We start from the raw sequence: 22,929 nt of genomic DNA, 5'->3' as shown, positions 1-22,929 counted from the left end.
TCAAGGTCGGTGCGACCCGTCGCGGTGTTCTGGTAGCTGGCCATGCGCCTATTGAAGCATGACCTGGGACGGAACAGCAGAGTCGGCCGGTGCCTCGATACGGAACCTTGGTGCTCGGCGGGGTGCGGTCCGGGCGTCCGGTGGGCGGGCTCCGCGCCCGCCCACCGTAAGCGCCCGCGCTGTTGATCAGCTCTTACCGGCGGTCACCGGGTAGTGGTCCGAGAGGTCGGTGTACGTGTAGTCCTTGCCCCAGCTGGACACGGTCCAGGGCGCGGACTCCTCCTTGACCACGGTGTTCCGCCAGGTCGCGGGGCGGGCGTGGCCCTTGCGGTGGAGGACGTAGTCGAGGTCCTCGCGGCCGTCCGTCGGGTAGCGGTAGGCGGCGATGGAGTTCTCCTTGGTGTCGAAGGAGTACGGGTGCCCGTCGCGGGTGCTCGCGGGCTCCAGGCCGGCGTTGGCGAGCATCGAGGGGTACTCGGCACTGTGGGAGTCCACGTTCAGGTCGCCCGCCAGCATGACCTGCTCGCCCGCCGGGATCTTCTTGGCGTCGAGGAAGGCGCCGATCTGCCGGAACTGCTTGGCGCGGTCCGCCACCGCCTCGCCCGCCTTGCAGCCGCTGTCGGTGGACTGCGTGTGCGTGCCGACCAGATGGACCTTGGTGCCGTTGACGTCCAGCACCACATAGGCGAAGCCCTTGTTGGACCACCAGTCCGAGCCGCACGCGTCCGCGAAGATCACCTGCTCCTTGCGGACGATCGGCCACTTGCTGAGGATCGTCACGCCGCCGTCCTCCGGCGTGGTGGTGGAGTAATTCCCGCTCGTGGCGTCCCAGCCGTCCTTGCTCCGGCCCACGACCGGCGTCTGGTGCGGGTACTGCCCGGCGGCGCCGGCCTTCAGCGCGTCCGACGCCTCGTTGTCGAACGCCTCCTGGAGAACGACGACATCGTTGCCACGGAAGAATCCGGCGGCCGGTATCTCCTTGGCGCGGTGGTCCTGGCCCCAATTCGGGTAGAGATTCTTGCTCATGAGGAAGGTGTTGTACGTGAGCACCTTCAACTCCGGTACGGCGGCGCCGGACGCTGTCGCCGCCCGCGCCGGCTGAGGTGCGACGGCGGTGAGGGTGACTGCCGCGAGGGCGGCGGTGAGCGCGGAGGCGATTCCGGCGCGCTGGACGATCGGCACTGCATCTCCCTGTGGGGACGGGGGCAGCCCTGATGCGGGGGTGACCCCTGATTCGGATGGTCCGGATGATTCGGATGGGGAAAAGAGCCGTCCACATCAAATCAGCCGCGGTTACGTCCGTATAGCTTTCAGGTGATCAATTGCCCTACGGAGGCGGTCGACTTCGGTTTGTAACCATGGGTAATTCGGAAATGCGGGGAGGAGGTGCGGCGCTCTGCCGCATCATTCACCGAAGGCGGCGGAAGAGATCCCGGCCCGTCGTCTTTTCACAGGGTCCCGCAGGAGGCGTCCATGTCCCGCACCCGGCCCCAGGGCCTGCTGGTGGATTTCGGCGGGGTGCTCACGACCCCGGTCGGCGAGGCCACCGAGGCGTTCTGCCGGCGCGAGGGGCTGGCGCCCGACGCCTTCACGAACGTCGTCACGAAGGACCCCGCGGGGCGCGCGCTCTACGCGGACCTGGAGCTCGGCCGCATCACCCAGACCGAGTGGAACACCTGCACGGCGCCCCTGCTCGGCGTCGACGCCACGGGCCTGCTCGGCCGCGTCCTGGCCGGTCTCCGCCCCGAGCCCGCGCTCCTGGCCGCCGTCGACGCCGCCCGCCGCGCGGGCGTCAGGACGGCCCTCCTCTCCAACAGCACCGGCCGCACGCCCCACGACCCGTACCGGGGCTACGACCTGGAGATCCGCTTCGACGCGGTGGTCCTCTCCGACCTGCACGGCGTCCGCAAACCCGACCCCGCGCTCTACGGGACGGCCCTGGAGCTCCTGGAACTCCCGGCGGAGACCTGTGTGTTCGTCGATGACTCCCCCCGCAACCTGGACCCGGCCCGGGCCCTGGGCATGACGGCACTCCTGGACACGACGCCGGCGGAGACGGTCGCGGGGCTGGAGGAGATCTTCGGGATGCCGCTCGGCTGAGGGGAGGCGGCGTGCCGCTCGGCTGAGCGGAGGACGGCGAGGTCCCTCGGCTGAGTGGAAGGCGGCGAGGCCCCTCGGCTGAGGGAGGGTGGCGAGGCCCTCGGTGCCCGCTCACCTATACATCCCGTGTATACCCCCTCTGTAGACTGCCCGCATGTCAATCGGACACACCCTGCTCGGCCTCCTGGAGACCGGCCCGCGCCACGGCTACGACCTCAAGCGCGCCTTCGACGCCCGCTTCGGCCAGGACCGCCCGCTGCACTACGGGCAGGTCTACTCGACCATGTCGCGACTGCTGAAGAACGGCCTGGTCGAGGTCGAGGGCATCGAGCAGGGCGAAGGCCCGGACCGTAAGCGCTACGCCATCACCGACGCCGGGATCACGGACGTCGAACGGTGGCTGGTCCAGCCCGAGAAGCCCGAGCCGTACCTCCAGTCGACCCTCTACACCAAGGTCGTCCTCGCCCTGCTCACGGGCCGCGACGCGGCCGGGCTGCTGGACGCCCAGCGCTCCGAGCACCTGCGGCTGATGCGCGGCCTCACCGAGCGCAAGCGCTCCGGCGACCTCGCCGACCAGCTCATCTGCGACCACGCCCTCTTCCACCTCGAAGCGGATCTGCGCTGGCTGGAACTCACGGCCGCCCGCCTCGACCAGCTCGGGAAGACGGTGCGCCCATGACCCCGGCCGGCTCCCTCCTCGCCGCCACCGGCCTGCGCAAGGCGTACGGGCCGACGACCGCCCTCGACGGCGCGGAGTTCTCCGTCCACCCCGGCGAGGTCGTCGCCGTCATGGGCCCCTCCGGCTCCGGCAAGTCGACGCTGCTGCACTGCCTGGCCGGCATCGTGCGCCCCGACGCCGGCTCGGTCACCTACGACGGCCGTGACCTGCTGGCGATGTCCGACGCCGAGCGCAGCGCGCTGCGCCGGGGGGAGTTCGGCTTCGTCTTCCAGTTCGGCCGCCTCGTCCCCGAGCTGACCTGCGTCGAGAACACCGCCCTGCCGCTGCGCCTGGCCGGCCTGAAACGGAAGAAGGCCGAGGCGCGGGCCATGGAGTGGCTGGAGCGCCTGGAGGTGGCCGACGCCCGCGACAAGCGCCCCGCCGAGGTCTCCGGCGGCCAGGGCCAGCGCGTCGCCGTCGCCCGCGCCCTCGTCACCACCCCACGCGTCGTCTTCGCCGACGAACCGACCGGCGCCCTGGACTCCCTCAACGGCGAACGCGTGATGGAACTCCTCACCGCCGCGGCCCGGGACACCCACGCCGCCGTCGTCCTCGTCACCCACGAGGCCCGCGTCGCCGCCTACTCCGACCGCGAGGTCATCGTCCGCGACGGCCGCGCGCGCGACATGGCGGGCGTGGGCCGGCCGTAACGGGAAAACACCGGGCCCCCGGCGCCACCCTCAGCAATGCGGGCACGCGCAGCAGGCGGCAGCAGCCGAGGAAGCCTTCCGCCACCTCCAGGCGGGCTACCAGCAAGCCGCCAAACCCGTCCTGGCGGATCTCGCCCACCGCACTCCACGCGCCACAATCGCCAACCGTTTCGAGCAGGACCTTCGCGTGGCCCTCCCCGACCACGCCGACCGCGTCCTCGCCGGCCCGGCGTGGGTCGCCCTCACCACCACCTTGGCCCGCGCCGAGACAGCTGGCCACAACCTCCGCCACCTCCTGAGCGAAGTCGGCGCCCGCCCCGAGAGCTCGACACTGCCGAGCGTCCTGCCGAAGTGCTCAACTGGCGCATCACCACTCAGCCGAACAGACGCAGTCAGCAGCACGTAAGCGAAGCCCTGTCAGCGGCATACCGCCCATGTTCACCGTGCCGCCGCGGTCTACGGCCGCAACGGTGGGCACAAGGTCCGACGGCCGCGGGCGACATCGATAACGGACATCGGTGGTGGAGATACCGTGCGGTACCTCCACCACCGATGTCCGCTGGTTCAGGCGGTCGGCTCTGTGACCCGCTTGAGGAGGTCGGTGTTCGCCTTCACGTCGTGTCCGAAGGCCAGGGAGTGCCAGGGAAGCTCGCCGAGACGTTCGAGCAGAGGCTCAACTCCAGGGAGGTCGGCAGGGAGGAGGCCGAAGATGTCGGGGTAGCGGTCCTCCGTGTCCGCGGTGAAGAAGTCGCCGGCTGCCACGGCGCGATTCTCGTCGAGAAGAGCAAGCTCGGCATCCGGAGTGATTCGGGGGAAGAGGACGCAGGTGGCGTGCCCTTCGGTGGCCAGGGTCAGGCCGAGCCAGGAGTGAAGCTGGTCGGGGAAGAACTGGGGCTTGAGCTCCTTGCCGAACTCGTTCCACAGGGGTGTGCGGCTGCCGGAGTGGAGGGCGTCGGTGACTTTCTGGTGCTGGGTGGGGTGGAGCTGTTCGCCGTTGCGGAGACGTTCGCGGACGGTCTCGTACCAGTCGAGGGCGTCCAAGAGCCCCAGGCCAATGGCGGCGGCCGAGGGCCAGGGCAGAACCCGCAGCCGGTCGTCCTCGCGGCGGATGAAGACGCGGTCGTTGGCCAGCAGATGCCAGCCGGCACGGGCCAGGAGAAGGGCGGTGGTGGTCTTCCCGGCGCCCTTGTCGCCCAGGGTCAGCACGGTCTGCCCGTCACGGACGACGGCGGAGGCGTGCAGGATCGACCAGCCGTCCGCCAGGAGTTGCCCGCGGACGACCTCGCGAGCGAGCCGTGCGGCGGCCAGGGCGACAGGAACGTCTTCGCACCCGTAGATCCGCAGGGGCCCGCCGGGCTCGGCCTGGTAGACGAGCTTGTCGTCGGGCTGGGAGGCGACCACGGTGCCGTCGTTGTCCCGGTCGACGAGCATGCGCGAGTTCGCGTAGACGGTCCCCTCGTGGGAGTGGTCGCCCACGCGCTGGGCGATCTCGGTGACCCGGTTGGAGCTCACGTCAGCGATCACTGCTGCGTCGGCGTCCGGGGCGGTGCTGATGGCATTCCACCAGGGGCCGAAGTAGCGAAGGGCCCAGTCTGTGACCACCGGGCTGTTGCTGGTGACGGTCGCGGCCTGGGCGGCCGTGGCGATACGGACAGCGGTCTGAGGCACTGCGGTTTTCTCCTTCTGCCAGGGTTGCGCGGGGACGTACAGGCGGGCCAGGGGCTCGTAGGCATCACGGAGCTTGGCGTCGGCGGCTATCAGCTGACGGGCCTCGGCGGCGTCCAGTCGGGGGAGGCACACGGTCGGGGTCCCGGCGATGAAGCGCAACGGAATTCCCCTCCACCTCCCCTCGTGGTTGACGCACAGCTCCGTCACCGCGTCGTCCAGGCCCAGGCCCGCGCGGAGGGCAGCGATCACCGCCCCGGCTGGACCGCAGCGGGTACGGCCCAGTCCTGCGTTGATCCGTCGAGGACGGTCGGTCAGCTCGTCGCGGACCTGCCGCAAGGGCACCGGCACGGGCAGGCCGCCGACATGGGTGGCCGACGCGCACACCACGGCCCGGTCGCCGTGCTCGCCGATCACGTGACCGTCCACGGTTTGTGGGGACACGTCCAGGAGGCGGGCAAGAGTGAGGCGGTAGCGGGCGGTGTCGGTGTTCGAGCCGACCCCGTACACGCGGGGGCAGCCGGAGACCTCGGCGAACAGGCGGGTGAGGACGTCGACGGGGTTGGTCACCATGACCACGAGTCCCTGGTAATGGGCCAGCTTCCGCGCGAGGCCGGCGATGACGGGGGCGTTGGGGTTCAGGCCGGCCATGCGGATGTCGGTGTGGGCAGTGTTGATGAAATCGCCCCGTGGGCAGACGACCACCGCTTCGCAGGAGGCGAGCTGTCCGGCGTCGGTGACGTGGACCGCCCGGACGGAGGAGGCGGTGACCTGGCACATGTCCTCCAGATCGGTCACCAGGGCCTGGGCCGAGAGCCCGGTGCGGGAGACGACGCGGACGGACTCGCACCAGCCGCCGGCCGCCAGCAGCATGGCCACGCTCTGGCCGACGGCCCCGGCACCGATCACCCCGACCGCGCCGACCGGCGGCGGCGTCACCGGTCGGCCGCCTTCGCCACGTCGGCCAGGGCGAGCCGCCACACCGCCCGCGGGTCCGTCCCGGCGAGCAGGTTCACGGTGGTGCGGTCGAGCAGGGTGCACACCGACATCGCCTGTTGGGTGATTTTGACGGCGTGCTCGGGCAAGGGCAGGTCGGCCGGGCAGGTCAGGTAGGTGCTGAGGATGTTGGTGGTGTCCATCAGCCACAACACCACCAGGTGCTTGATCCATGCGGCTCGCTCGTCGGGCCCGAGGTCGGCGGTCATCGCGTCGGCGAAGACCTCGATGCCGCCAACAACCGCTTTGGCCGCTGCCCGGTCCGGAGGGGAGGCGACCAGGTTCAGCACCGTCCGCGAGACCAGCTTCGCCGCATCCGTCTGGGGCCGGCCGCAGGCAAGGCCCGGGTCGAGGAAGACTGGACGGCTCTCGGGGCCACCGGAGAAGACCGCGTGGTCCGGCTTGAGGTCGCCGTAGAGCACCGGCCGCCGTCCGGCCGCCGGAACCGGTCGCAGCCGTCGCAGTCTGCCCACCACGCCCGCCAGCACTTCACCCGTCTGCCCCGCTTTACGCAGGTAGGTCGGGCCGCTGATGCCGTTGAACTTGCGGTGGAAGGTCGGGCCAATGCCCCGTTCGACGATCGCCACCTCGTCCACGGACCTGGCGACCGCGGGCCGTTGGAGACCCGTCAGCTCCACCAGGACGCGGGTCATCAGCTCACCGCTGCGGTGGGGTTCCTTGGCCAGCAGGTCGGCCAGCGTCGGGCCCGTCACTGGCTCGGTGAACAGCACCCCGCTCTGGAGCCCGGCGACGCGGCAGGCCAGTACTCCGGCCTCCTCGCGCAGGATGTCCAGCCCCCGGGCTTCCCGCTCCAGCAGAGTGCCCGGCGAGCCCTGGTAGGCCGCCTGGGCGGCCCGGACCTGCGGCCAGTCCCCGGCCGTACCTCGCAGCACCGACACCAGCGACAGGCCCAGCAGCGAGACCTTGGCGAACAGGGCCCGCTCATCCACCTGAACTCGACGGACGTAGGCCGTCACGCTCGGCGTGTGCACCCCGAGCCGCACCACGGCCCCCGGCCACAGCCTGGCCGCCGCCTGCTCGATCTGCCGGTCCGCGTAGGCGAAGACGTCCGCGGCCGCCGGGGCGGCGCTCGATGCTCCTGCCATCTCAGTGGCCCTCCGGCCGCGACACCGCCACGCCACCATCCACACGGTGGGTCAGGTCATGGCCCACGATGGCGGCCAGGCTGCTGTCCGCCGCGAGCGTGCCGAGAGCCCAGATCCAGCCGAGTGTCACGCCCAGCCAGTTGCCACGGGGCTTCCTGTCGCTGGTCGTACGGGACTTGTACGTCACCGTCGTCTCCTTCGGGAATGGATGCAGCGGGCCGCCGGCACGGCGAGGAGACAACTGGTGGGCGCCGGGGCCCGCTACGGCTTCAGAGGCCGCCAGTCAGTCGGGCAGGGAGCTGCCGGACCAAGGGGAGAGCCAGGATGCGTTCGGGCAGTTCCGGGCGGCTGCGATTAAGTGAACCGGCCGTCACGCACAGTGGGTACGGTGAAGGCGAGGCCAAGCGGTATACGCGGTTTACAGCCCCAGGACGGAGGAGGTCATGGCGGCGACCAGCAGACCCAATATCCGTCTGCGCGAGGTCATCGACACGATCGGTTGCACGTACGAAGCACTGGCCAAGGGCGTGCGCCGGATCGCCGCGGAGAACGGCGAGATCATCCAAACCAACAAGTCGGCGATCTCCCACTGGGTGAACGGCACCCGGCAGCCCACTGGTCAGACCGGCCACTACCTGGCGGAAGCCCTCTCACGCAGGGTCGGCCGCACCATCACCCTCACCGAGATCGGCCTGCGCGACCCCGAAGCCACTGTCCCCGACGACCCCGATCCCGTCGTCACGGCGACCGACCTCGGCCGCGCCGACGTCGAGCGACGCCGCTTCCTGGCCGTGGCCGCCTTCACCACCGCGGGGGTGGCGATGCCCCTGGCCTACGACCACGAGGCCGCAGCCCGCATGCTTCGCGCACGCACCGGTAGGTCCCTGGTCGGGGCGGAGGACGTCGAGGTGGTCCACCAGATCACCGCCGCGTTCAGCGCGGCCGACGAACGCCTGGGCGGTGGCCACGGGCTCACCACCGTCACCGCCTACCTTGCCGACACCGCCGCCCCCATGCTCCGCGCCCGCTTCCCCTCCGACGCCTTACGCCGCGCCGCCTTCGGCGCCGTCGCCGAGCTGGCCTACCTCGCGGGCTGGAAGCACCACGACCTCGGCCAGGAAGGCGCCGCCCAGCGCTACTACCAGGTCGGCTACCGGCTCGCCTGCGAAGCCGACCCGCACGGCCACGCCGCCTGGATGATGCGCGCCCTCGCCCACCAGGCCCTCAGCCTCAAGCAGCCCCACCACTGCGTCGACCTCGTCGAAGGAGCCCTCAGCCGCGGCCTCGGCCACGTCGACGGCCAGACCGAGGCACTGCTCCACATCACCCACGCCCGCGCCTTCGCCGCAGTCGACGAGCGGCCCGCAGCGGCCCGCGCCCTGCTCGCAGCCGAGGACGCCCTGCTCCGCGACGACTGCCCCCAGCCCAGCTTCTCCCTCGTCAGCGGGCCGGCCGCCGGCACCGTCGCCAGCCACACGGCCCGTACGCTCACCGACCTCGCCGATCACGTCGGCACCGAACAGCAACACCGCGACGCGCTCGTCCGCTGGGACCCCGAGAAATACAAGCGCGTCCACGCCCTCACCTACGCCGACCTCGGCGACAGCCTCGCCGCCCAGGCCCGCGCCGATGAGGCCGTCTCCGCTTGGAACCAGGCCCTCACGCTGATGGAGGGCATGACTTCCGACCGCACCCGCAAGGCGATCACCTCCATCCGATCAACCCTGGCGGTGTACCAACGGCGCAAAGTGCCCGGCGCCGCCGAACTCGCCCGCCGCGCCCGGGAGGCGCTCGCCTAACATGCCCACCAACCCGGCCGACGAAGGGACCCCCGTGGCTCAGCCGACAACCGATGACCAGCCCAAGGCGCTCAAGCCCGCGCTGGAATCCATGACCCTGCTGGTCGCCGCCGTCATCGTCCACGACAAGGCCACCAACCGCGTGGTCCTCCTCCAGCGCAGCGAGAACGCCAAGTTCGCCCAGGGCCTGTGGGACCTCCCGGTCGGCAAGAGCGAGCCCGGCGAACCGATTACCGAGACGGCTATCCGCGAGCTACATGAGGAGACCGGTCTGACCGTGAAGCCCGAGGCGCTGAAGGTCGCCCACATCATCCATGGCGCCTGGGGCGTTGAAGCCCCCAACGGCTTCCTCACCGTCGTCTTCACCGCACACGAATGGATCGGCGAACCCGAAAACCGCGAACCTCGCAAGCACGCTCAGGTCCGCTGGGTCGACGCGGACACTATCCCCGAGGAGTTCGTGGGCACCACCGCCAGCGCTCTCCACCGTTACTTTGGAGGCGGCCCGGAAGTATCGCTCGACGGCTGGTGATAGTGACCGTTGGATCGAGAGTGGTGTCAAGGACGGTCACTGCTCACGGTCGTACCCACGCCAGGGGCGCGTTCTCTCCTATCAAGGGGTAGAGAACCCCTTGTGAATTTCGTCGAGATGCAGGCGCGCCATAGTTGCACGCTCCCTATCACCCTCTTCACGGAATACTGCAATGGCGTGGGTGAGGTCTGTAGCAGCTTCACTGAAACGCCCCAAGCTGCGGAGGGCTATCCCGCGGGCCAGCAGGGCCTTGGCTTCCTCCAACATATCCCCAGCTCTCGCAAACTCCTCAGCGGCTCGTGCGAATACCTGCACTGCCTCTGCGCTACGGCCTGCAGCTGCCAGGGATCCACCAAGCTGCAGGGTGGCTGGGGACGCAAGTGTTTTGCCGCCCGCCTGGCTCAAGACATCGACCGCAGCCGTCAATACCTCAATGGATTCCCTTAAGCGTCCCCACGACCGAAGCGCGGCACCGCGGTTGGCGAGTGACATCCCTTCTCCGGCGCCGTCGCCAATTATCCGGAAGGCGTACTCAGCCTTCGAGTAAGCGTCCACGGCCTCCTGATAGCGCCCCAAGTAAGTAAAGGTGACACCTTCGGCTTGCAAGGCACTTGCTTTACGTTGGTTGTCGCCCACATTAGCGAAAGCCCGGGCGGCATCAGCGAACGCATCCGCTGCTTCCGCAAGCCGGGAAATTGATCGGAGATAGATGCCTAGGTCTACTAGAGCGGAACCTTCTAGGTCGTGGTCTCGCACGTCACGTGCGATTGAGATTGCGCGTGAATGGCAGTCAATGGCATCGCGGGATTCTCCTAGGGTCTGGAGCGTCAGGCCAAGGCTATTTAGGACTTTTCCTTCTTCGGCTCTGGAGCCACTCTCTTGAAATATTGCGAGGGCTGACTTGAATGCCCGAAGAGCCTCGGTTGGTTGGTCCATTTGTTGTCGAGTGAGGCCGAGGTTCCCAAGAACTAAACCCACGCCGTGGAGGTCACCCGCTTGCTGGAGCAGTTCCAAGGAATCGCAGTATGCATCAACTGCTTTTCCTGGCTTTCCGGCTGAAGCCAAGACCTCTCCGAGGCTGGCGAGCGCTAGTCCTTCTAGGCCTGGTTGCCGTAATTTGCGGTACAGTTCAGCTGAAGTGGTAAGGTGGGTAATCGCTTCCTCGAAGTTGCCGGTCAAGCTCATTGCGTGGCCGACTGAGCTTAGCGTAGATGCCTCGTACTGCAGGTCGTTGGATTCGCTGAATATCGATGACGCGGTGGTGAAGCCTTTAATAGCGTCTTCGAGTGATTTGAGTTGCGTCAACGCCTTTTTGGTATTACTAATCGCTTGATCTTCCAGAGTCTTATTCCCGGACATGTTGGCGGCTTTCGTGGCCGCGTAGGATACCGCGAGGAAGTCGTCAGCGTGATGGAATTGCTGCAGATAGGTGGCAAGTTCATTTGCGAGTACGCACGATGCCTCGTATTCTCCAGTCTTTATGGCTAGCCCCACCGCTAGGATCAGGTTGGAGCGCTCCGAGTCAAGCCATCTCAGTGCATCTCTCTGGCCCATGAACCAGCGAGAAGGAGTGAGATTAGGCGTCAGATGCGAGGATGCGGCGTGCGCACCGTGGACATAATAATCCAAGAGTCGTCCAAATGCGAGGTCACGTCGGTCGTCAACGTGACACTCTCTACTTAGACTGTCGGCATATAGGCGAATCAAGTTGTGGAGCCGCCACCTGCCCCAGGTATCTCCCGGTTCGACTAGGTGCATCCTCGCTAGATCTTCAAGCAATCGATCAGCAGCTGACTCTTCGATCCCGGCCAGCTGAGCCGCAGCACTGCTCGAAATGTCTGCCCCAGGATTGATTGGTATTAGACGGAAGAGGCGGGCCTGATCTTTGGTGAGCCTCCGATAGGAAATATCAAATGCGGCCGTGACCGATCTTGTGCCGCGCTCAAGGATTCCGAGCCGTGTGTGGGCCTGAGAAAGGGCTTGCTTCATCGAGGCCAGTGATCGGCTGGGGAAATCAGCCAGGAGCGCGCCGCAGATCTGCAGGGCTATCGGGAGGTTGCCACAGAGGTCAGCGATTTCCTCCGCAGAGCCGAGGTCCTCCTTCACTCGAACATCCTCGACGCCATTTGTGTGCGTGAGAACATTTTGTAGGAGGCTGATCGATGCTGTTGTCGATAAGATCTCAAGGCTGTGTCGGCGAGCGCTGAGGTCTAGATTATCGCGTGAGGTGATCAGAATCGAATTAACCGCATCACTTGGGAGTAGTGGCTGTACCTGATCAGCTGACGACGCATTGTCGACCACTAGAAGTATTCGGCATCCACGTTTTGCATATGCTGCTAGCGTGGTGCGGAATAGTCTCGACCTCTCTTCCAGCCCGTAGGGGATGTGCTCGGGAGGAATAGCTAGAGCTCTAAGGAGGCTCGATAAGGATTGCTCAGCGGTGACGTGTCGGGTTTCGTCGTACCCTTGCATGTCTGTAAACAGTACGCCGCCAGTAAACCATCCCAGATCGCGCTGTGCGCGAGTGGCTACTTGCAGCGCAATTTCGGTCTTTCCGACTCCGGGGAGCCCCAGAATGAGTTGTGGGAGTGCCCTTCGGTCCGGCGCCAAGCCGCGCGTCAACTCGTGCAGCTGCTCCTCGCGTCCAGAAAAGGACGGGGAGCAGGGAGGTAGCCCTGCTAAAGCCGGACTGATCTCGCGTGGTAGGTGGACGGTAATATCGCGTCCCTGAATAACCGCATTGAGGAACAGCCCGTCAGAAACTACATTGGTCACAGTATTGTCGGGCGTGTGTGGCTTGCGCTCCAAACTACTCATCCCTCGCGTTGATCCGTCTGCGCAGCTGATGAGGAGAAGGAGAAGCTGTACATGTCCCGACCTTGGACGACCGGGCCATGTTGCGTGCCACCGCTGATGCTGTTGCTGACATCGCTCGGATCGGTGCACGCTTGTCGGGCCTGCTTCTCCCAGGCATGTAGCCGGCTATGGAAATCAGCATCGCGTGCGGCACGCTCGGCGAGGGCAGCAACCAGCGCCTGAGCGAGCTGCGGGTCGGCAGGGGACTGACGGAGGGCTTCGAGCTCGGCCTCACCTGTGATGACGACGTCGGCTTCCTCAGAGGACCGGAACGGGCGTCGTACGAGGGCGACTAGTCGGGTGAACATCTCTCGGCCGACCTCGCCGCCGGCGCCGCCAGCGAGAGCCAACAGAACGCTGGTTGATATCGGTTCCACGTAGCCCCCATGTGATCCGCTACTTGTAAACGACGCCCATCCTCCCAGAGGAGCCGTCCTGATGGGGGGCACATCCCTTGAACGCTGGCATGCAACTTGCGTGCCGAGTGGCCGTGCCTCGCCCGCTCACGGCAGCCCGGCCGGTTGATCCGGTGTCGGCCCATGACACTGAGCGGGACGTTCGGTCAGGCAGCCGGCCGGTGCACACGCGGTGTACAAGGGGGCGGAAAACAGCTGTGACCCACGAGAACTCACGAGAAGAGTTTCCGCAGGTCACAGCTGGTTTTCAGACGTACGCCCAGGTCGCCAGGCGCCAGCTCTTAGATGTCGAAGTACATCTCGAACTCGTGCGGGTGCGGGCGCAGCTGGATCGGGGCGATCTCCTGCGTGCGCTTGTAGTCGATCCAGGTCTCGATCAGGTCGGACGTGAAGACGCCGCCGGCCTGGAGGTACTCGTTGTCGGCCTCGAGGGCCTCGAGGACGGCCGGGAGGGAGGTCGGGACCTGGGGGACGCTCGCGTGCTCGTCGGGGGCGAGCTCGTAGAGGTCCTTGTCGATCGGCTCGGCGGGCTCGATCTTGTTCTTCACGCCGTCGAGGCCGGCCAGGAGGAGGGCCGAGAAGGCGAGGTACGGGTTCGAGGACGGGTCCGGGGCGCGGAACTCGACGCGCTTCGCCTTCGGGTTGGAGCCCGTGATCGGGATGCGCATCGCGGCGGAGCGGTTGCGCTGGGAGTAGACCAGGTTGACCGGGGCCTCGAAGCCGGGGACCAGGCGGTGGTAGGAGTTCACCGTCGGGTTGGTGAAGGCCAGCAGCGACGGGGCGTGCTTGAGGATGCCGCCGATGTAGTAGCGGGCGGTGTCCGAGAGGCCCGCGTAGCCCTGCTCGTCGTAGAAGAGGGGCTCGCCGTTGCTCCACAGCGACTGGTGGACGTGCATGCCCGAGCCGTTGTCGCCGAAGATCGGCTTCGGCATGAAGGTCGCGGTCTTGCCGTTGCGCCAGGCGACGTTCTTGACGATGTACTTGAACAGCATCAGGTCGTCGGCCGCGGCGAGCAGCGTGTTGAACTTGTAGTTGATCTCCGCCTGGCCGGCCGTGCCGACCTCGTGGTGCTGGCGCTCGACCTGGAGGCCGGCCGCGTCCAGCTCCAGGGAGATCTCCGCGCGCAGGTCGGCGAAGTGGTCGACCGGCGGGGCCGGGAAGTAACCGCCCTTGTAGCGGACCTTGTAACCGCGGTTGTTCTCCACCGCACCGGTGTTCCAGGCGCCGGCCTCGGAGTCGATGTGGTAGAAGGACTCGTTCGCCGCGGTGTTGAAGCGGACGTTGTCGAAGACGTAGAACTCGGCCTCGGGGCCGAAGTACGCGGTGTCCGCGATGCCGGTGGAGGCGAGGTACGCCTCGGCCTTCTTCGCGATGTTGCGCGGGTCACGGCTGTACTGCTCGCCCGTGATCGGGTCGTGGATGAAGAAATTGATGTTGAGCGTCTTGTCCCGGCGGAAAGGGTCCACCCGGGCGGTGCTCACATCGGCGCGCAGGGCCATGTCGGACTCGTGGATGGCCTGGAAGCCGCGGATCGACGAACCGTCGAACGCGAGCTCCTCGGCCGGGTCGAACGCCGCCGCCGGGATCGTGAAGTGCTGCATCACGCCAGGCAGGTCGCAGAAGCGGACATCGACGAACTTGACGTCCTCGTCCTTGATGAACTTCTTGGCGTCGTCGCCGTTCTGGAACATCCAACTCCTCCTAGCCCGGCCGTGCGCGGTCGGGGTTGTTTCGGTGGCGCAGTCCATATGCGGGTTCATATGCAGTGTGGCGCGCTGACGCCGACCCTAGAGAGACGGGATTTCTCAAGCATGACCCATTCGTTTCGCCGAGGTTAACCGGACCGATGCCCGGATCCGGGTCGGGACCGATCCGAAACGCCGAATGTGCGGACCCGGCCGGAAGGGAACGTATGCGGTCGCAGTACCGTGGACGGGTGGACAACAGGCAAGCAATCGGCTCATGGCTCTCCGGGCCGCGCGCGGCCGCCGAGGAGATGGGCGTCGACTTCGGTTACCGGGGCGAGCGCCTCGGGCTGCCGGAGAGCGGGCCGGGCTCGGTCGCGCCCCTCGGCCGGCGATTCGGCGCGATCTTCATCGACTGGGCACTGTGCATGCTCATCGCCTACGCCCTTCTGTCGGACGGGAAACCCCAGCAGACCGGAAACTGGGCGCTGCTGATCTTTTTCGTACTCAGTGTGATCACCGTGGGTACGGTCGGCTGCACTCCCGGAAAGCGGCTGCTCGGGCTGCGGGTCGTCGGCGAGGCGGGCGGCCGGCTCACCTTCCCCCGTGTCCTGCTGCGCAGCGTGCTCCTGGTCGCCGTCATCCCGGCGGTCATCTGGGACCGCGACAGCCGCGGCCTCCACGACCGCCTCACCCGCGCCGTGCAGGTGCGGATCCGATAACCGGGGCCGATACCGGGGTCCGATGGCCGGGCCCGACAGCCGGGCCTCCGAAAGGCGCACACGCAACGAGGCGGGGCGGAACCGATCCGGTTCCGCCCCGCCTCATTCGTGCCTCGATCTCGTGCCTCGCCCGTTCCGCGAGCCTCAGCGGCCCTTCGGCATCCGCATGCCCTTCGGCATCGGGCCCTTCGGGATCGGCATGTTGCTCATCAGGTCGCCCAGTGCGCGCAGCCGGTCGTTGACGATCGTCACCTGCGCGCCCGGCAGGACCCGGGGCAGCTTGAGCAGCGTCGTACGCAGCTTCTTGATCGGGACCTGGCCCTCGGCCTCGCCCACGACGATGTCGTGCACCGGCACGTCCGCGACGATCCGCGCCATGCGCTTCTTCTCGGCCGCGAGCAGGCTCTTGACCCGGTTGGGGTTGCCCTCCGCGACGAGCACGATGCCGGCCTTGCCGACGGCCCGGTGCACCACGTCCTGGCTGCGGTTCATCGCCACCGCCGGGGTCGTCGTCCAGCCACGGCCCACGTTCTCCAGGACCGCGGCGGCGGCGCCCGGCTGGCCCTCCAGCTGCCCGAAGGCGGCGTGCTCGGCGCGGCGTCCGAAGACGATCGCCATCGCGAGGAAGGCCAGCAGGAAGCCAAGGATGCCCAGGTAGATCGGGTGATCGATCCAGAAGCCGATCGCGAGGAGGACACCGAAGGTGACGATTCCCACAGCCGCGACGACAAGACCGACCTTCGAGTCGACCTTCTTGGTCATCTTGTAGGTCAGGGCGATCTGCTTCAGTCGCCCGGGGTTCTCGGATGTTTCCTTCCTCGCCATACGGCGAAGTTTACGTCGCTTGCGGACCAGGGGCCGCCACGGCCTCCAGGAGGTGCTGCGCCTCGCGGCGGTCCTTGGCCCGGCGGCGGTCCTCCAGTACCGCGGTCCAGGCGTTCCGGCGGGCGGTGCGCTGGCCACCACGCATCAGCAGCCCCTCCAGCGCGCGCAGGGCACCCCCGACGGACGGGGGGCGTACGGAGAGCGTGGCGGGCAAGGCGGTGGGCGGAGCGGACGAGGCTCGTACCGGCGCGGGCTGCATGTCGTGGTCTCCTCGGAGCGGAAGGAAGTGGTGACAGGGCAGCGGGGGGCTGGTGGTGCGGTGGTGCGCTGATGCGGTGCGTACACCCATCGTCACCGAAGGGTGTTACCAATGGATGACCTGTTGGTCAAACACCTATGAAACGTTGACGCGGCCGGTACCCACCACGATGTCGTGGGGGTACCGGCCGCGTCGAATTCCTCCGCGAGAACCGGACAGTGCCGGCCGGGGCGGGTGGGACCGGGGGGTCAGACCGCCTGGTTCGCCGCCGCCGCGCCGCGACGCTCCATGGCCTGCTGGTACAGCCGTCCCGCGCGGTACGAGGAGCGGACCAGCGGGCCGGACATGACGCCGGCGTAGCCGATCTCGTCCGCCTCCTGCTTGAGCTCCACGAACTCCTGCGGCTTCACCCAGCGCTCGACCGGGTGGTGCCGCGGCGACGGGCGCAGGTACTGCGTGATCGTGATCAGCTCGCAGCCGGCCTCGTGCAGGTCGCGCAGGGCCTCGCTGACCTCCGCGCGCTCCTCGCCCATGCCGAGGATCAGGTTGGACTTGGTGATCAGCCCGGCCTCGCGGGCCTTGGTGATCACCTCCAGCGAGCGCTCGTAGCGGAAGCCGGGGCGGATGCGCCGGAAGATCCGGGGCACGGTCTCCACGTTGTGCGCGAAGACCTCGGGGCGGGAGTCGAAGACTTCCTGCAGCAGCTCCGGGACCGCGTTGAAGTCGGGGGCCAGCAGCTCGACCTTGGTGCGGCCGCTCTCCCGGCCGGCGGTCTGCTGGTGGATCTGGCGCACGGTCTCCGCGTACAGCCAGGCGCCGCCGTCCTCCAGGTCGTCGCGCGCGACGCCGGTGATCGTGGCGTAGTTCAGGTCCATCGTGACGACGGACTCGCCCACGCGGCGCGGCTCGTCGCGGTCCAGCGCCTGCGGCTTGCCGGTGTCGATCTGGCAGAAGTCACAGCGCCGGGTGCACTGGTCGCCACCGATGAGGAACGTCGCCTCCCGGTCCTCCCAGCACTCGTAGATGTTGGGGCAGCCCGCCTCCTGACAGACGGTGTGCAGGCCCTCCCGCTTCACCAGGCCCTGGAGCTCGGTGTACTCGGGACCCATCTTCGCCCGGGTCTTGATCCACTCGGGCTTGCGCTCGATGGGGGTCTGGGCGTTGCGGACCTCCAAACGCAGCATCTTGCGTCCGTCGGGTGCGACAGCGGACACGTCCGGCTCCCTATGACTTCGATTCCTCGGCGAACACCAGGGTACGCCCGTTAATTCGTACGCGTTTACGTGCGAAGGTTACGGATGGGGCAACCCGCGGCGGGGGAAGGTCATTCCCCCGGGCGAGACCCCACCGTGCTGCCGGGCCGTGAAGGCCGCGGGCCCCGGCCGCGAACCCGCGCCCGGCCGCCCGCCGCACGGGCCTCGGCAGCGGCCTACACGGCTCTCGGCAGCGGCTCCGCCGACTCCAGGATCTCCCGCAGCCGCTTCTCCACCACCGGCAGCACCTCGGCCACGCTCACCCGCCGCCCCAGCTCGTTCGAGAGCGAGGTCACGCCCGCGTCGCGGATCCCGCACGGGACGATCCGGTCGAACCAGGTGTTGTCCGGGTCGCAGTTCAGCGAGAAGCCGTGCATCGTGACGCCCTTGGCGATCCGGATGCCGATCGCCGCCAGCTTGCGGTCCTCGCCGCGCTGCCCGGCGTTGGACGGCGCGTACTCCGGACCGTTGAGCCGGGGGTCGAACTCCTCGTCCGCCAGCCGGGGGTCGAAGTCCAGTGACAGACCGCCGACCGCGGGGCGCTCCTCGACGGGGTCGCCCAGCACCCACACCCCGCTGCGCCCCTCGACCCGGGTGGTCTCCAGGCCGAAGTCCGCGCAGGCGAGGATCAGGGCCTCCTCCAGCCGCCGGACGTGCGCGATCACATCGACCGGGCGCGGCAGCTTCAGGATCGGATAGCCGACCAGCTGACCGGGGCCGTGCCAGGTGATCTTCCCGCCCCGGTCCACGTCGATGACGGGGGTGCCGTCCAGGGGGCGCTCGCTGGCCTCCGTGCGCCGTCCGGCTGTGTAGACCGCCGGGTGCTCCAGCAGCAGACAGGTGTCCTGGACCTCGTCCGCGAAACGGGCCGCGTGGACCCGGCGCTGCTCCTGCCATGCCTCCTGATACTCGACGGCGTCCGTCCCGAAGCCCAGGTGGACAAAGCGCAGCTCACTCACGGCAGCCCCTCTTCGAACCTATTCACACTCGCGGCCTCGCGGCCTTGCCCTGCCACTGTACGGCGGGCCGCCGGCACCCCCGAAGGCGGCCGGTCCCGCCGGACCGCCGGCCATGCCTATTTGATCTGTCCTCACACGATCGGATGAATGCGGGGCGAAGGTAGCGATCAGGGCGTATGGCGGCCGCTAAGTTCACGCCGTTCCAGAACGCGATCAGGGAGACCGGCAGGCTGATGACGGAACGACCCCCGCAGCGCATCCCCAACCGTCAGCTAGCCGCGCTCATCGCGGAGGCGGGCTTCTCCAACGCAGGGCTGGCTCGGCGAGTCGATCAGTTAGGGCTTGAGCACGGCCTCGACCTGCGTTACGACAAGACGTCCGTCACCCGCTGGCTGCGCGGCCAGCAACCGCGCGGCACGACCCCGGCGCTCATCGCCGAGGTCTTCACCCGGCGGCTCGGCAGACGGCTGTCCGCGCAGGACCTCGGGCTCGACGCGTGCGCGCCGGTGTACGCCGGGCTGGAATTCGCCGCGTCCCCCGAGGAGGCCATTGACATCGTCAGCGGCCTGTGGCGCAAGGACTCCGGCAGCCACACCGAGCTCCGGAAGATCGCCTTCACCCCGGCCGGGCTGGTGGTGCCCAGCCGGGACTGGCTGATCGGCCGGGCCGACGAGCGGGTGGCCCGCGGCGCGCCGCCGCAGGCCCTCGCGGAGGGCGGCGTCCGGGTGCCCGCCCAGGGCCGGGGTCACCCGCCGCGTCAGCGGCACACCGAGCGCGGGCCCGGCGGCCGGGTCTCGATGGGCGACATCGCGGCCCTGCGCTCGGTGGGGGAGCTGTTCCGCACCCTCGACCACGCCTACGGCGGCGGCCACGCCCGGCAGGCCCTCGTGCGCTATCTGGAGCACGAGGCCGAGCCGATGCTGCGCGGCACCTACGGCGAGTCCACGGGACGGCGGCTGTTCGCCGCCGTGGCCGACCTCACCCGGCTCGCCGGGTGGACCTCGTACGACATCGCCGCCCACGGTCTGGCGCAGCGCTATTTCGTCCAGGCGCTGCGGCTGGCCCAGGCGGCGGGCGACCGCGCCTACGGCAGCTATGTGCTGGTCACCATGAGCCGGCAGGCGGTCTACCTCGGCCACGGCCGGGAGGCGGTGCAGCTGGCCCGGGTCGCCCAGCAGGGCGTCGGGGCGAGCGCCCCGTCCGTGGTGCAGTCGCTGCTCCACGCGGTGGAGGCGCGCGGCCACGGCGTGCTGGGCGAGGTACGGGCCTGCTCGGCGTCGCTCGCGCGGGCGGAGCGGGCCCTGGAGGTCTCCCGGCCGGGCGACGACGTGCCGTACTGGGCCAGGTTCTTCGACGAGGCCCAGCTGGCGGACGAGTTCGGGCACTGCCACCGCGACCTCCAGCAGTACCGGGCCGCGGCGCAGCACGCGGAGCGCTCCCTCCAGCTGCGCAGCCAGGCGTACGCCCGCAGCCGGCTCTTCTGCCGGGTGGTCCTGGCCACGGCCCGGCTGGGGCTCGGCGAGCTGGAGCAGGCGTGCGCGCTCGGCGCGGAGGCGGCGGCGCAGGCGGCGGAGATGCGGTCGGTCCGGGCCCTGGAGTACATCCGGGACTTCGAGCGGCGGCTGGAACCGTACCGGGACGCGGCGGCGGTCCGGGCCTACCGGGAGAAGGTGGCGCTGCTCTGAGCGCTCCGCGCTCTAAGCGCTCCGCCGGAACTCCGGTGAGTCATCCGCGGGTGCGCCGTGGCCGGTCGCGCGGTTCCCCGCGCCCCTTCGGGGCGCCGCCGAACCGCATCGGGCTTCGCCGGGCCGGCTCGGCGGCGGCCCACACCCCGGACGGCGGCGCGTACGGGCGGGTGGGCGCCGTCCCCGGCTCCCAGGCGCCGGGCAGGCCGGTCCTCCGGCCCGCCCGGCGCGTGCGCGCAGTGCGCCCGGCCCCGGCCGGGCCGGTGTCCTACGCCGCCTGGAGTTCCTCCGACTCCGTCGGGTGGGGGCTGCGGACGCCCAGGTCGCGCAGGACCGCCAGGGCCGCCCGGCGGCCCGAGAAGAGCGCGCCCTGCACCGTGCTGGTGTCGCGGTGGTCACCGCACACGTAGAGGCCGGACAGCAGGCGCACCGGGCGCCGTACGTCGTGCGGGGCCGGCATGGCCGGGACCGCGTCCGGGTCGTGGTGGGCGGAGAGCAGCCGCCAGCCGGTGGTCGACGTGCCGTAGACCCGGGCCAGCTGGGCGCGCGCGGCACGGTCCAGCTGGGACGTCGGGAGGCCGGCCGCCGCGCCGAGCACCGTGGAGGTGATCAGCGGCCGCCCGTCGGGCGCCCGTGAGGGGTCCACCTCACTGGCGACCATGGTGTGCGCCACCGGCCCGTGCCGGCCCGCGGCGATGATCAGCGAGGCGTCCCGCAGCGGCGGCTCGTCCGCCGTGTGGTGCAGCACCGTCACCGGGTGGAAGCCCGGCAGCCGGAGGCCGGGGATCAGCTCGGCGGCGGCCCGCGCGCCCGTGGCCACGACGACCGAGCGGCAGCGGATCTCGCCGTGCCCGGCGGTGCCCACGGAGGTGGTGCAGGCGGTCTTGGCGTGCACCCCGGTCCGTACCGTGCCGGGCGGCAGCAGCGCCGCCAGCAGCTCCGGCACCGTGTCGGCACCGCCCTCGGGCAGGCACAGCCGGCCCCGGGCGTAGCCGCGCAGCACCATGTCGGCGCAGCGGCTGGACGTGGTGAGGTCAGGGTCGCACAGCAGCGAGGCCAGCAGGGGGCGCAGGAAGCCCTCGACCGTACGGGCCGGCAGGCCGCGCCCGGCCAGGGTGTCGGCGGTGGCCCGGTCGGGCCGGGCGAGCACCCGGTGCGCGGGCAGGGCCGCCAGCCGGGCCAGGGCGGCCCCCAGGCGCGCCTGGTCGAGGCCGCCGTTCCGGGAGGCGCGGGCGGCCGTGGCGAAGGCCCTGGCGGTGGTGAAGGCCCGCTTGCCGCCGCGCGGCTCCCCCGTGCGCTGGTTGCGCCCGTCGGAGTGGACCAGGACGCCGGGGCTGAAGGGGCGCAGGGTGAGTCCGTTGAGCCCCGGGGTGCGCAGGAGCTCGGGGAAGGCGGTGTTGAGCAGCTGGGCCGTGCGATCCAGCCGGAAGCCGTCGACCCGGTCGGTGGTCATCCGGCCCCCCACGTACGGGGCGGCCTCCAGGACGGTGACCGTCACCCCCGCGGTGGTGAGCCGGTGAGCCGCGGAGAGGCCGGCGAGACCGGCCCCCACGATGACGACGTCGGCGTCGTGTGCGGTCTCGCGTGCGCTGCTGAGCACGTGCCCTCCCGGGGTCGGTCCGCTCGCTCTGGGGCCTGATGCCCTCAACGGGCAGCGGCAATGCGCGAATTGCCTCGACCGTAGAGAGAAATTCGGTCAACAACAGTCGCGCACGGACAGAGCGCGGTCGCACGGCGGTAGCACGTCACCCGGTGCCATGGCCGGTCCGTGTTCACCGCGTGTCCGTCAGCGCCGCCCGTACGGCGCTCTCGACGCGCGGGTACGCGAACGAGAATCCGGAGTCCAGCAGCCGCCGGGGCACCACGCGCTGACTGCGCAGCAGGTCCGAGGCCATCTCGCCGAGCGCCAGGGTGAGCGCCGGCGCGGGCACGGTGAAGAGCGTCGGCCGGTGCAGCACGCGCCCCATGGTCCGGGTGACCTCACGGTTGGTGACCGGATGCGGGGCCGTCAGATTGACGGGGCCCGTCAGGTCCTCGGTCGCCAGCAGATGGCGCAGCGCCGCGACGTGGTCGTGCAGCGCGATGAAGCTCCAGTACTGCCGTCCGCCCCCGATGCGCCCGCCGAGGCCGGCCCGGAAGAGCGGGAAGAGTTTGCCCCAGGCGCCGCCGCTCCGGGCGACGACCAGCCCGGTGCGCGCGAAGACGGTCCGTACGCCCGCCTCGGCGGCGGGCGCGGCGGCCTCCTCCCACTCCTGGCAGACGTCCGCGAGGAACCCCGTGCCCGGCGGGGCGCCCTCGTCGGTCACCCGGTCCCCGGTCTCGCCGTAGATCCCGACCGCGCTGCCGCTCACCAGGACCCTGGGCGGGGTGTCGAGCGAGGCCAGCGCCTCGGCGAGGGCGGCGGTGCCGAGGACGCGGCTGTCGCGGATCTCCTTCTTGTACGTGGTGGTCCAGCGGTGGTCGCCCACGCCCGCGCCGGCGAGGTGGACCACCGCCTCGCAGCCGGCGAGACCGGCGGTGTCGACCCACTGCCTCCTGGGATCCCAGGCGACCTCGCCGGGGGCGCGGGGTGGCCGGCGGACGAGGCGGACGATGTCGTGGCCGTCCTTTTCGAGGTCGCGGGTGAGGGCGGTGCCGATGAGGCCGGTGGAGCCGGTGAGGGCGATTCGCATGGGGGTCCTGTCGTGGGTGGGTTTGGGG

At 69.4% G+C, this 22,929-nt stretch carries 20 protein-coding genes and 1 pseudogene; 9 read left to right on the top strand and 12 right to left on the bottom strand.

Features of this window, described 5'->3' with window-relative positions; genetic code table 11:
* Nucleotides 1-186: 186 nt before the first annotated feature.
* Nucleotides 187-1,182: a sphingomyelin phosphodiesterase gene (sph, locus tag AF335_RS01335; RefSeq protein WP_102916396.1), complete on the bottom strand. Its 996-nt coding sequence runs from the start codon at nt 1,180-1,182 to the stop codon at nt 187-189.
* A 291-nt stretch (nt 1,183-1,473) separates the two neighbouring features.
* Here sph and AF335_RS01330 point away from each other — a divergent pair, with 291 nt between their 5' ends.
* The 4 genes and pseudogenes from AF335_RS01330 to AF335_RS35305 all read left to right on the top strand — a co-directional run.
* Nucleotides 1,474-2,100, top strand: a complete 627-nt coding sequence (locus tag AF335_RS01330; RefSeq protein WP_102916395.1) for an HAD family hydrolase — start codon at nt 1,474-1,476, stop codon at nt 2,098-2,100.
* A 154-nt stretch (nt 2,101-2,254) separates the two neighbouring features.
* A complete protein-coding gene (locus AF335_RS01325; protein ID WP_102916394.1) occupies nt 2,255-2,779 on the top strand; it encodes a PadR family transcriptional regulator in 525 nt (174 codons plus the stop codon).
* The gene (locus AF335_RS01320) at nt 2,776-3,468 is read left to right on the top strand and encodes an ABC transporter ATP-binding protein (RefSeq protein WP_102916393.1); all 693 of its coding nucleotides are present in this window, start codon (nt 2,776-2,778) and stop codon (nt 3,466-3,468) included. The genes AF335_RS01325 and AF335_RS01320 overlap by 4 nt, the downstream gene beginning before the upstream one ends.
* Nucleotides 3,469-3,499: 31 nt before the next feature.
* Nucleotides 3,500-3,977 (top strand): annotated as a pseudogene (locus AF335_RS35305) (relaxase/mobilization nuclease domain-containing protein); the annotation flags it as partial.
* A 55-nt stretch (nt 3,978-4,032) separates the two neighbouring features.
* Here the strand turns inward: AF335_RS35305 and AF335_RS36360 are convergent.
* Genes AF335_RS36360 through AF335_RS01300 form a run of 3 tightly spaced genes read right to left on the bottom strand, consistent with a single transcriptional unit; the run spans nt 4,033 to nt 7,422 of the window.
* On the bottom strand, nt 4,033-6,072 hold the full coding sequence (locus tag AF335_RS36360) for a lactate/malate family dehydrogenase (RefSeq protein WP_311775571.1): 2,040 nt from the start codon (nt 6,070-6,072) through the stop codon (nt 4,033-4,035).
* Nucleotides 6,069-7,235: a hypothetical protein gene (locus AF335_RS35295; RefSeq protein ID WP_228773053.1), complete on the bottom strand. Its 1,167-nt coding sequence runs from the start codon at nt 7,233-7,235 to the stop codon at nt 6,069-6,071. Before AF335_RS35295 ends, AF335_RS36360 begins: the two co-directional genes overlap by 4 nt.
* Nucleotide 7,236: 1 nt before the next feature.
* Complete coding sequence (locus tag AF335_RS01300; RefSeq protein WP_102916392.1) at nt 7,237-7,422, bottom strand: hypothetical protein; 186 nt, start codon at nt 7,420-7,422, stop codon at nt 7,237-7,239.
* A gap of 256 nt (nt 7,423-7,678) precedes the next feature.
* On the opposite strand from AF335_RS01300, the gene AF335_RS01295 reads away from it, so the two are divergent.
* Complete coding sequence (locus tag AF335_RS01295; protein WP_102916391.1) at nt 7,679-9,034, top strand: NsdA family TPR-like regulatory protein; 1,356 nt, start codon at nt 7,679-7,681, stop codon at nt 9,032-9,034.
* Between the two features lies 1 nt (nt 9,035).
* A complete protein-coding gene (locus AF335_RS01290; RefSeq protein ID WP_102916390.1) occupies nt 9,036-9,566 on the top strand; it encodes an NUDIX domain-containing protein in 531 nt (176 codons plus the stop codon).
* Nucleotides 9,567-9,647: 81 nt separating this feature from the next.
* On the opposite strand, the gene AF335_RS01285 is transcribed toward AF335_RS01290, so the two are convergent.
* A complete protein-coding gene (locus tag AF335_RS01285; RefSeq protein ID WP_483409765.1) occupies nt 9,648-12,041 on the bottom strand; it encodes a tetratricopeptide repeat protein in 2,394 nt (797 codons plus the stop codon).
* A 512-nt stretch (nt 12,042-12,553) separates the two neighbouring features.
* On the opposite strand from AF335_RS01285, the gene AF335_RS34325 reads away from it, so the two are divergent.
* The gene (locus AF335_RS34325) at nt 12,554-12,721 is read left to right on the top strand and encodes a hypothetical protein (RefSeq protein ID WP_170127555.1); all 168 of its coding nucleotides are present in this window, start codon (nt 12,554-12,556) and stop codon (nt 12,719-12,721) included.
* A 401-nt stretch (nt 12,722-13,122) separates the two neighbouring features.
* Here AF335_RS34325 and glnA read toward each other — a convergent pair whose 3' ends face one another.
* On the bottom strand, nt 13,123-14,532 hold the full coding sequence (gene glnA / locus AF335_RS01275; RefSeq protein ID WP_102916387.1) for a type I glutamate--ammonia ligase: 1,410 nt from the start codon (nt 14,530-14,532) through the stop codon (nt 13,123-13,125).
* 245 nt (nt 14,533-14,777) lie between these two features.
* Here glnA and AF335_RS01270 point away from each other — a divergent pair, with 245 nt between their 5' ends.
* Entirely contained in the window at nt 14,778-15,248 is a 471-nt protein-coding gene (locus AF335_RS01270; RefSeq protein ID WP_102916975.1) for an RDD family protein, read from the top strand.
* Nucleotides 15,249-15,392: 144 nt separating this feature from the next.
* Here the strand turns inward: AF335_RS01270 and AF335_RS01265 are convergent, their stop codons facing one another.
* The 4 genes from AF335_RS01265 to lipB form a co-directional block, all read right to left on the bottom strand.
* Entirely contained in the window at nt 15,393-16,073 is a 681-nt protein-coding gene (locus AF335_RS01265) for a DUF4191 domain-containing protein (protein WP_087928406.1), read from the bottom strand.
* A 10-nt stretch (nt 16,074-16,083) separates the two neighbouring features.
* Nucleotides 16,084-16,332, bottom strand: coding sequence for an SCO2195 family GlnR-regulated protein (locus tag AF335_RS01260; protein ID WP_102916386.1), 249 nt, complete (start codon nt 16,330-16,332; stop codon nt 16,084-16,086).
* Nucleotides 16,333-16,580: 248 nt separating this feature from the next.
* Complete coding sequence (lipA, locus tag AF335_RS01255) at nt 16,581-17,546, bottom strand: lipoyl synthase (RefSeq protein WP_102916385.1); 966 nt, start codon at nt 17,544-17,546, stop codon at nt 16,581-16,583.
* Nucleotides 17,547-17,761: 215 nt separating this feature from the next.
* Nucleotides 17,762-18,544 carry a lipoyl(octanoyl) transferase LipB gene (gene lipB, locus AF335_RS01250; RefSeq protein ID WP_102916384.1) on the bottom strand — a complete coding sequence of 261 codons (783 nt, stop codon included), beginning with the start codon at nt 18,542-18,544 and terminating at the stop codon, nt 17,762-17,764.
* A gap of 233 nt (nt 18,545-18,777) precedes the next feature.
* On the opposite strand from lipB, the gene AF335_RS01245 reads away from it, so the two are divergent.
* The gene (locus tag AF335_RS01245; protein WP_102916974.1) at nt 18,778-20,229 is read left to right on the top strand and encodes an NsdA family TPR-like regulatory protein; all 1,452 of its coding nucleotides are present in this window, start codon (nt 18,778-18,780) and stop codon (nt 20,227-20,229) included.
* 268 nt (nt 20,230-20,497) lie between these two features.
* Here the strand turns inward: AF335_RS01245 and AF335_RS01240 are convergent, their stop codons facing one another.
* Entirely contained in the window at nt 20,498-21,829 is a 1,332-nt protein-coding gene (locus tag AF335_RS01240) for an NAD(P)/FAD-dependent oxidoreductase (protein ID WP_102916383.1), read from the bottom strand.
* A gap of 172 nt (nt 21,830-22,001) precedes the next feature.
* Complete coding sequence (locus AF335_RS01235; protein ID WP_102916382.1) at nt 22,002-22,901, bottom strand: TIGR01777 family oxidoreductase; 900 nt, start codon at nt 22,899-22,901, stop codon at nt 22,002-22,004.
* Nucleotides 22,902-22,929: the final 28 nt, after the last annotated feature.

Origin of the sequence: Streptomyces eurocidicus, assembly GCF_002891295.1 — a bacterium.
In the GTDB taxonomy this organism is placed as follows: Bacteria; Actinomycetota; Actinomycetes; order Streptomycetales; family Streptomycetaceae; genus Streptomyces; species Streptomyces eurocidicus.
This window is presented reverse-complemented; position numbering and strand designations above follow the sequence as displayed.

What these genes read in the sequence shown, in the direction of transcription:
- AF335_RS34325 (WP_170127555.1), top strand. Translation starts at nt 12,554, where the DNA reads ATGGAAATCAGCATCGCGTGCGGCACGCTCGGCGAGGGCAGCAACCAG.
- AF335_RS01265 (WP_087928406.1), bottom strand. Translation starts at nt 16,073, where the DNA reads ATGGCGAGGAAGGAAACATCCGAGAACCCCGGGCGACTGAAGCAGATC.
- AF335_RS01330 (WP_102916395.1), top strand. Translation starts at nt 1,474, where the DNA reads ATGTCCCGCACCCGGCCCCAGGGCCTGCTGGTGGATTTCGGCGGGGTG.
- AF335_RS01325 (WP_102916394.1), top strand. Translation starts at nt 2,255, where the DNA reads ATGTCAATCGGACACACCCTGCTCGGCCTCCTGGAGACCGGCCCGCGC.
- AF335_RS35295 (WP_228773053.1), bottom strand. Translation starts at nt 7,235, where the DNA reads ATGGCAGGAGCATCGAGCGCCGCCCCGGCGGCCGCGGACGTCTTCGCC.
- glnA (WP_102916387.1), bottom strand. Translation starts at nt 14,532, where the DNA reads ATGTTCCAGAACGGCGACGACGCCAAGAAGTTCATCAAGGACGAGGAC.
- AF335_RS01260 (WP_102916386.1), bottom strand. Translation starts at nt 16,332, where the DNA reads ATGCAGCCCGCGCCGGTACGAGCCTCGTCCGCTCCGCCCACCGCCTTG.
- AF335_RS01295 (WP_102916391.1), top strand. Translation starts at nt 7,679, where the DNA reads ATGGCGGCGACCAGCAGACCCAATATCCGTCTGCGCGAGGTCATCGAC.
- AF335_RS01245 (WP_102916974.1), top strand. Translation starts at nt 18,778, where the DNA reads ATGACGGAACGACCCCCGCAGCGCATCCCCAACCGTCAGCTAGCCGCG.
- AF335_RS01285 (WP_483409765.1), bottom strand. Translation starts at nt 12,041, where the DNA reads ATGCAAGGGTACGACGAAACCCGACACGTCACCGCTGAGCAATCCTTA.
- AF335_RS01290 (WP_102916390.1), top strand. Translation starts at nt 9,036, where the DNA reads ATGCCCACCAACCCGGCCGACGAAGGGACCCCCGTGGCTCAGCCGACA.
- AF335_RS01235 (WP_102916382.1), bottom strand. Translation starts at nt 22,901, where the DNA reads ATGCGAATCGCCCTCACCGGCTCCACCGGCCTCATCGGCACCGCCCTC.
- AF335_RS01320 (WP_102916393.1), top strand. Translation starts at nt 2,776, where the DNA reads ATGACCCCGGCCGGCTCCCTCCTCGCCGCCACCGGCCTGCGCAAGGCG.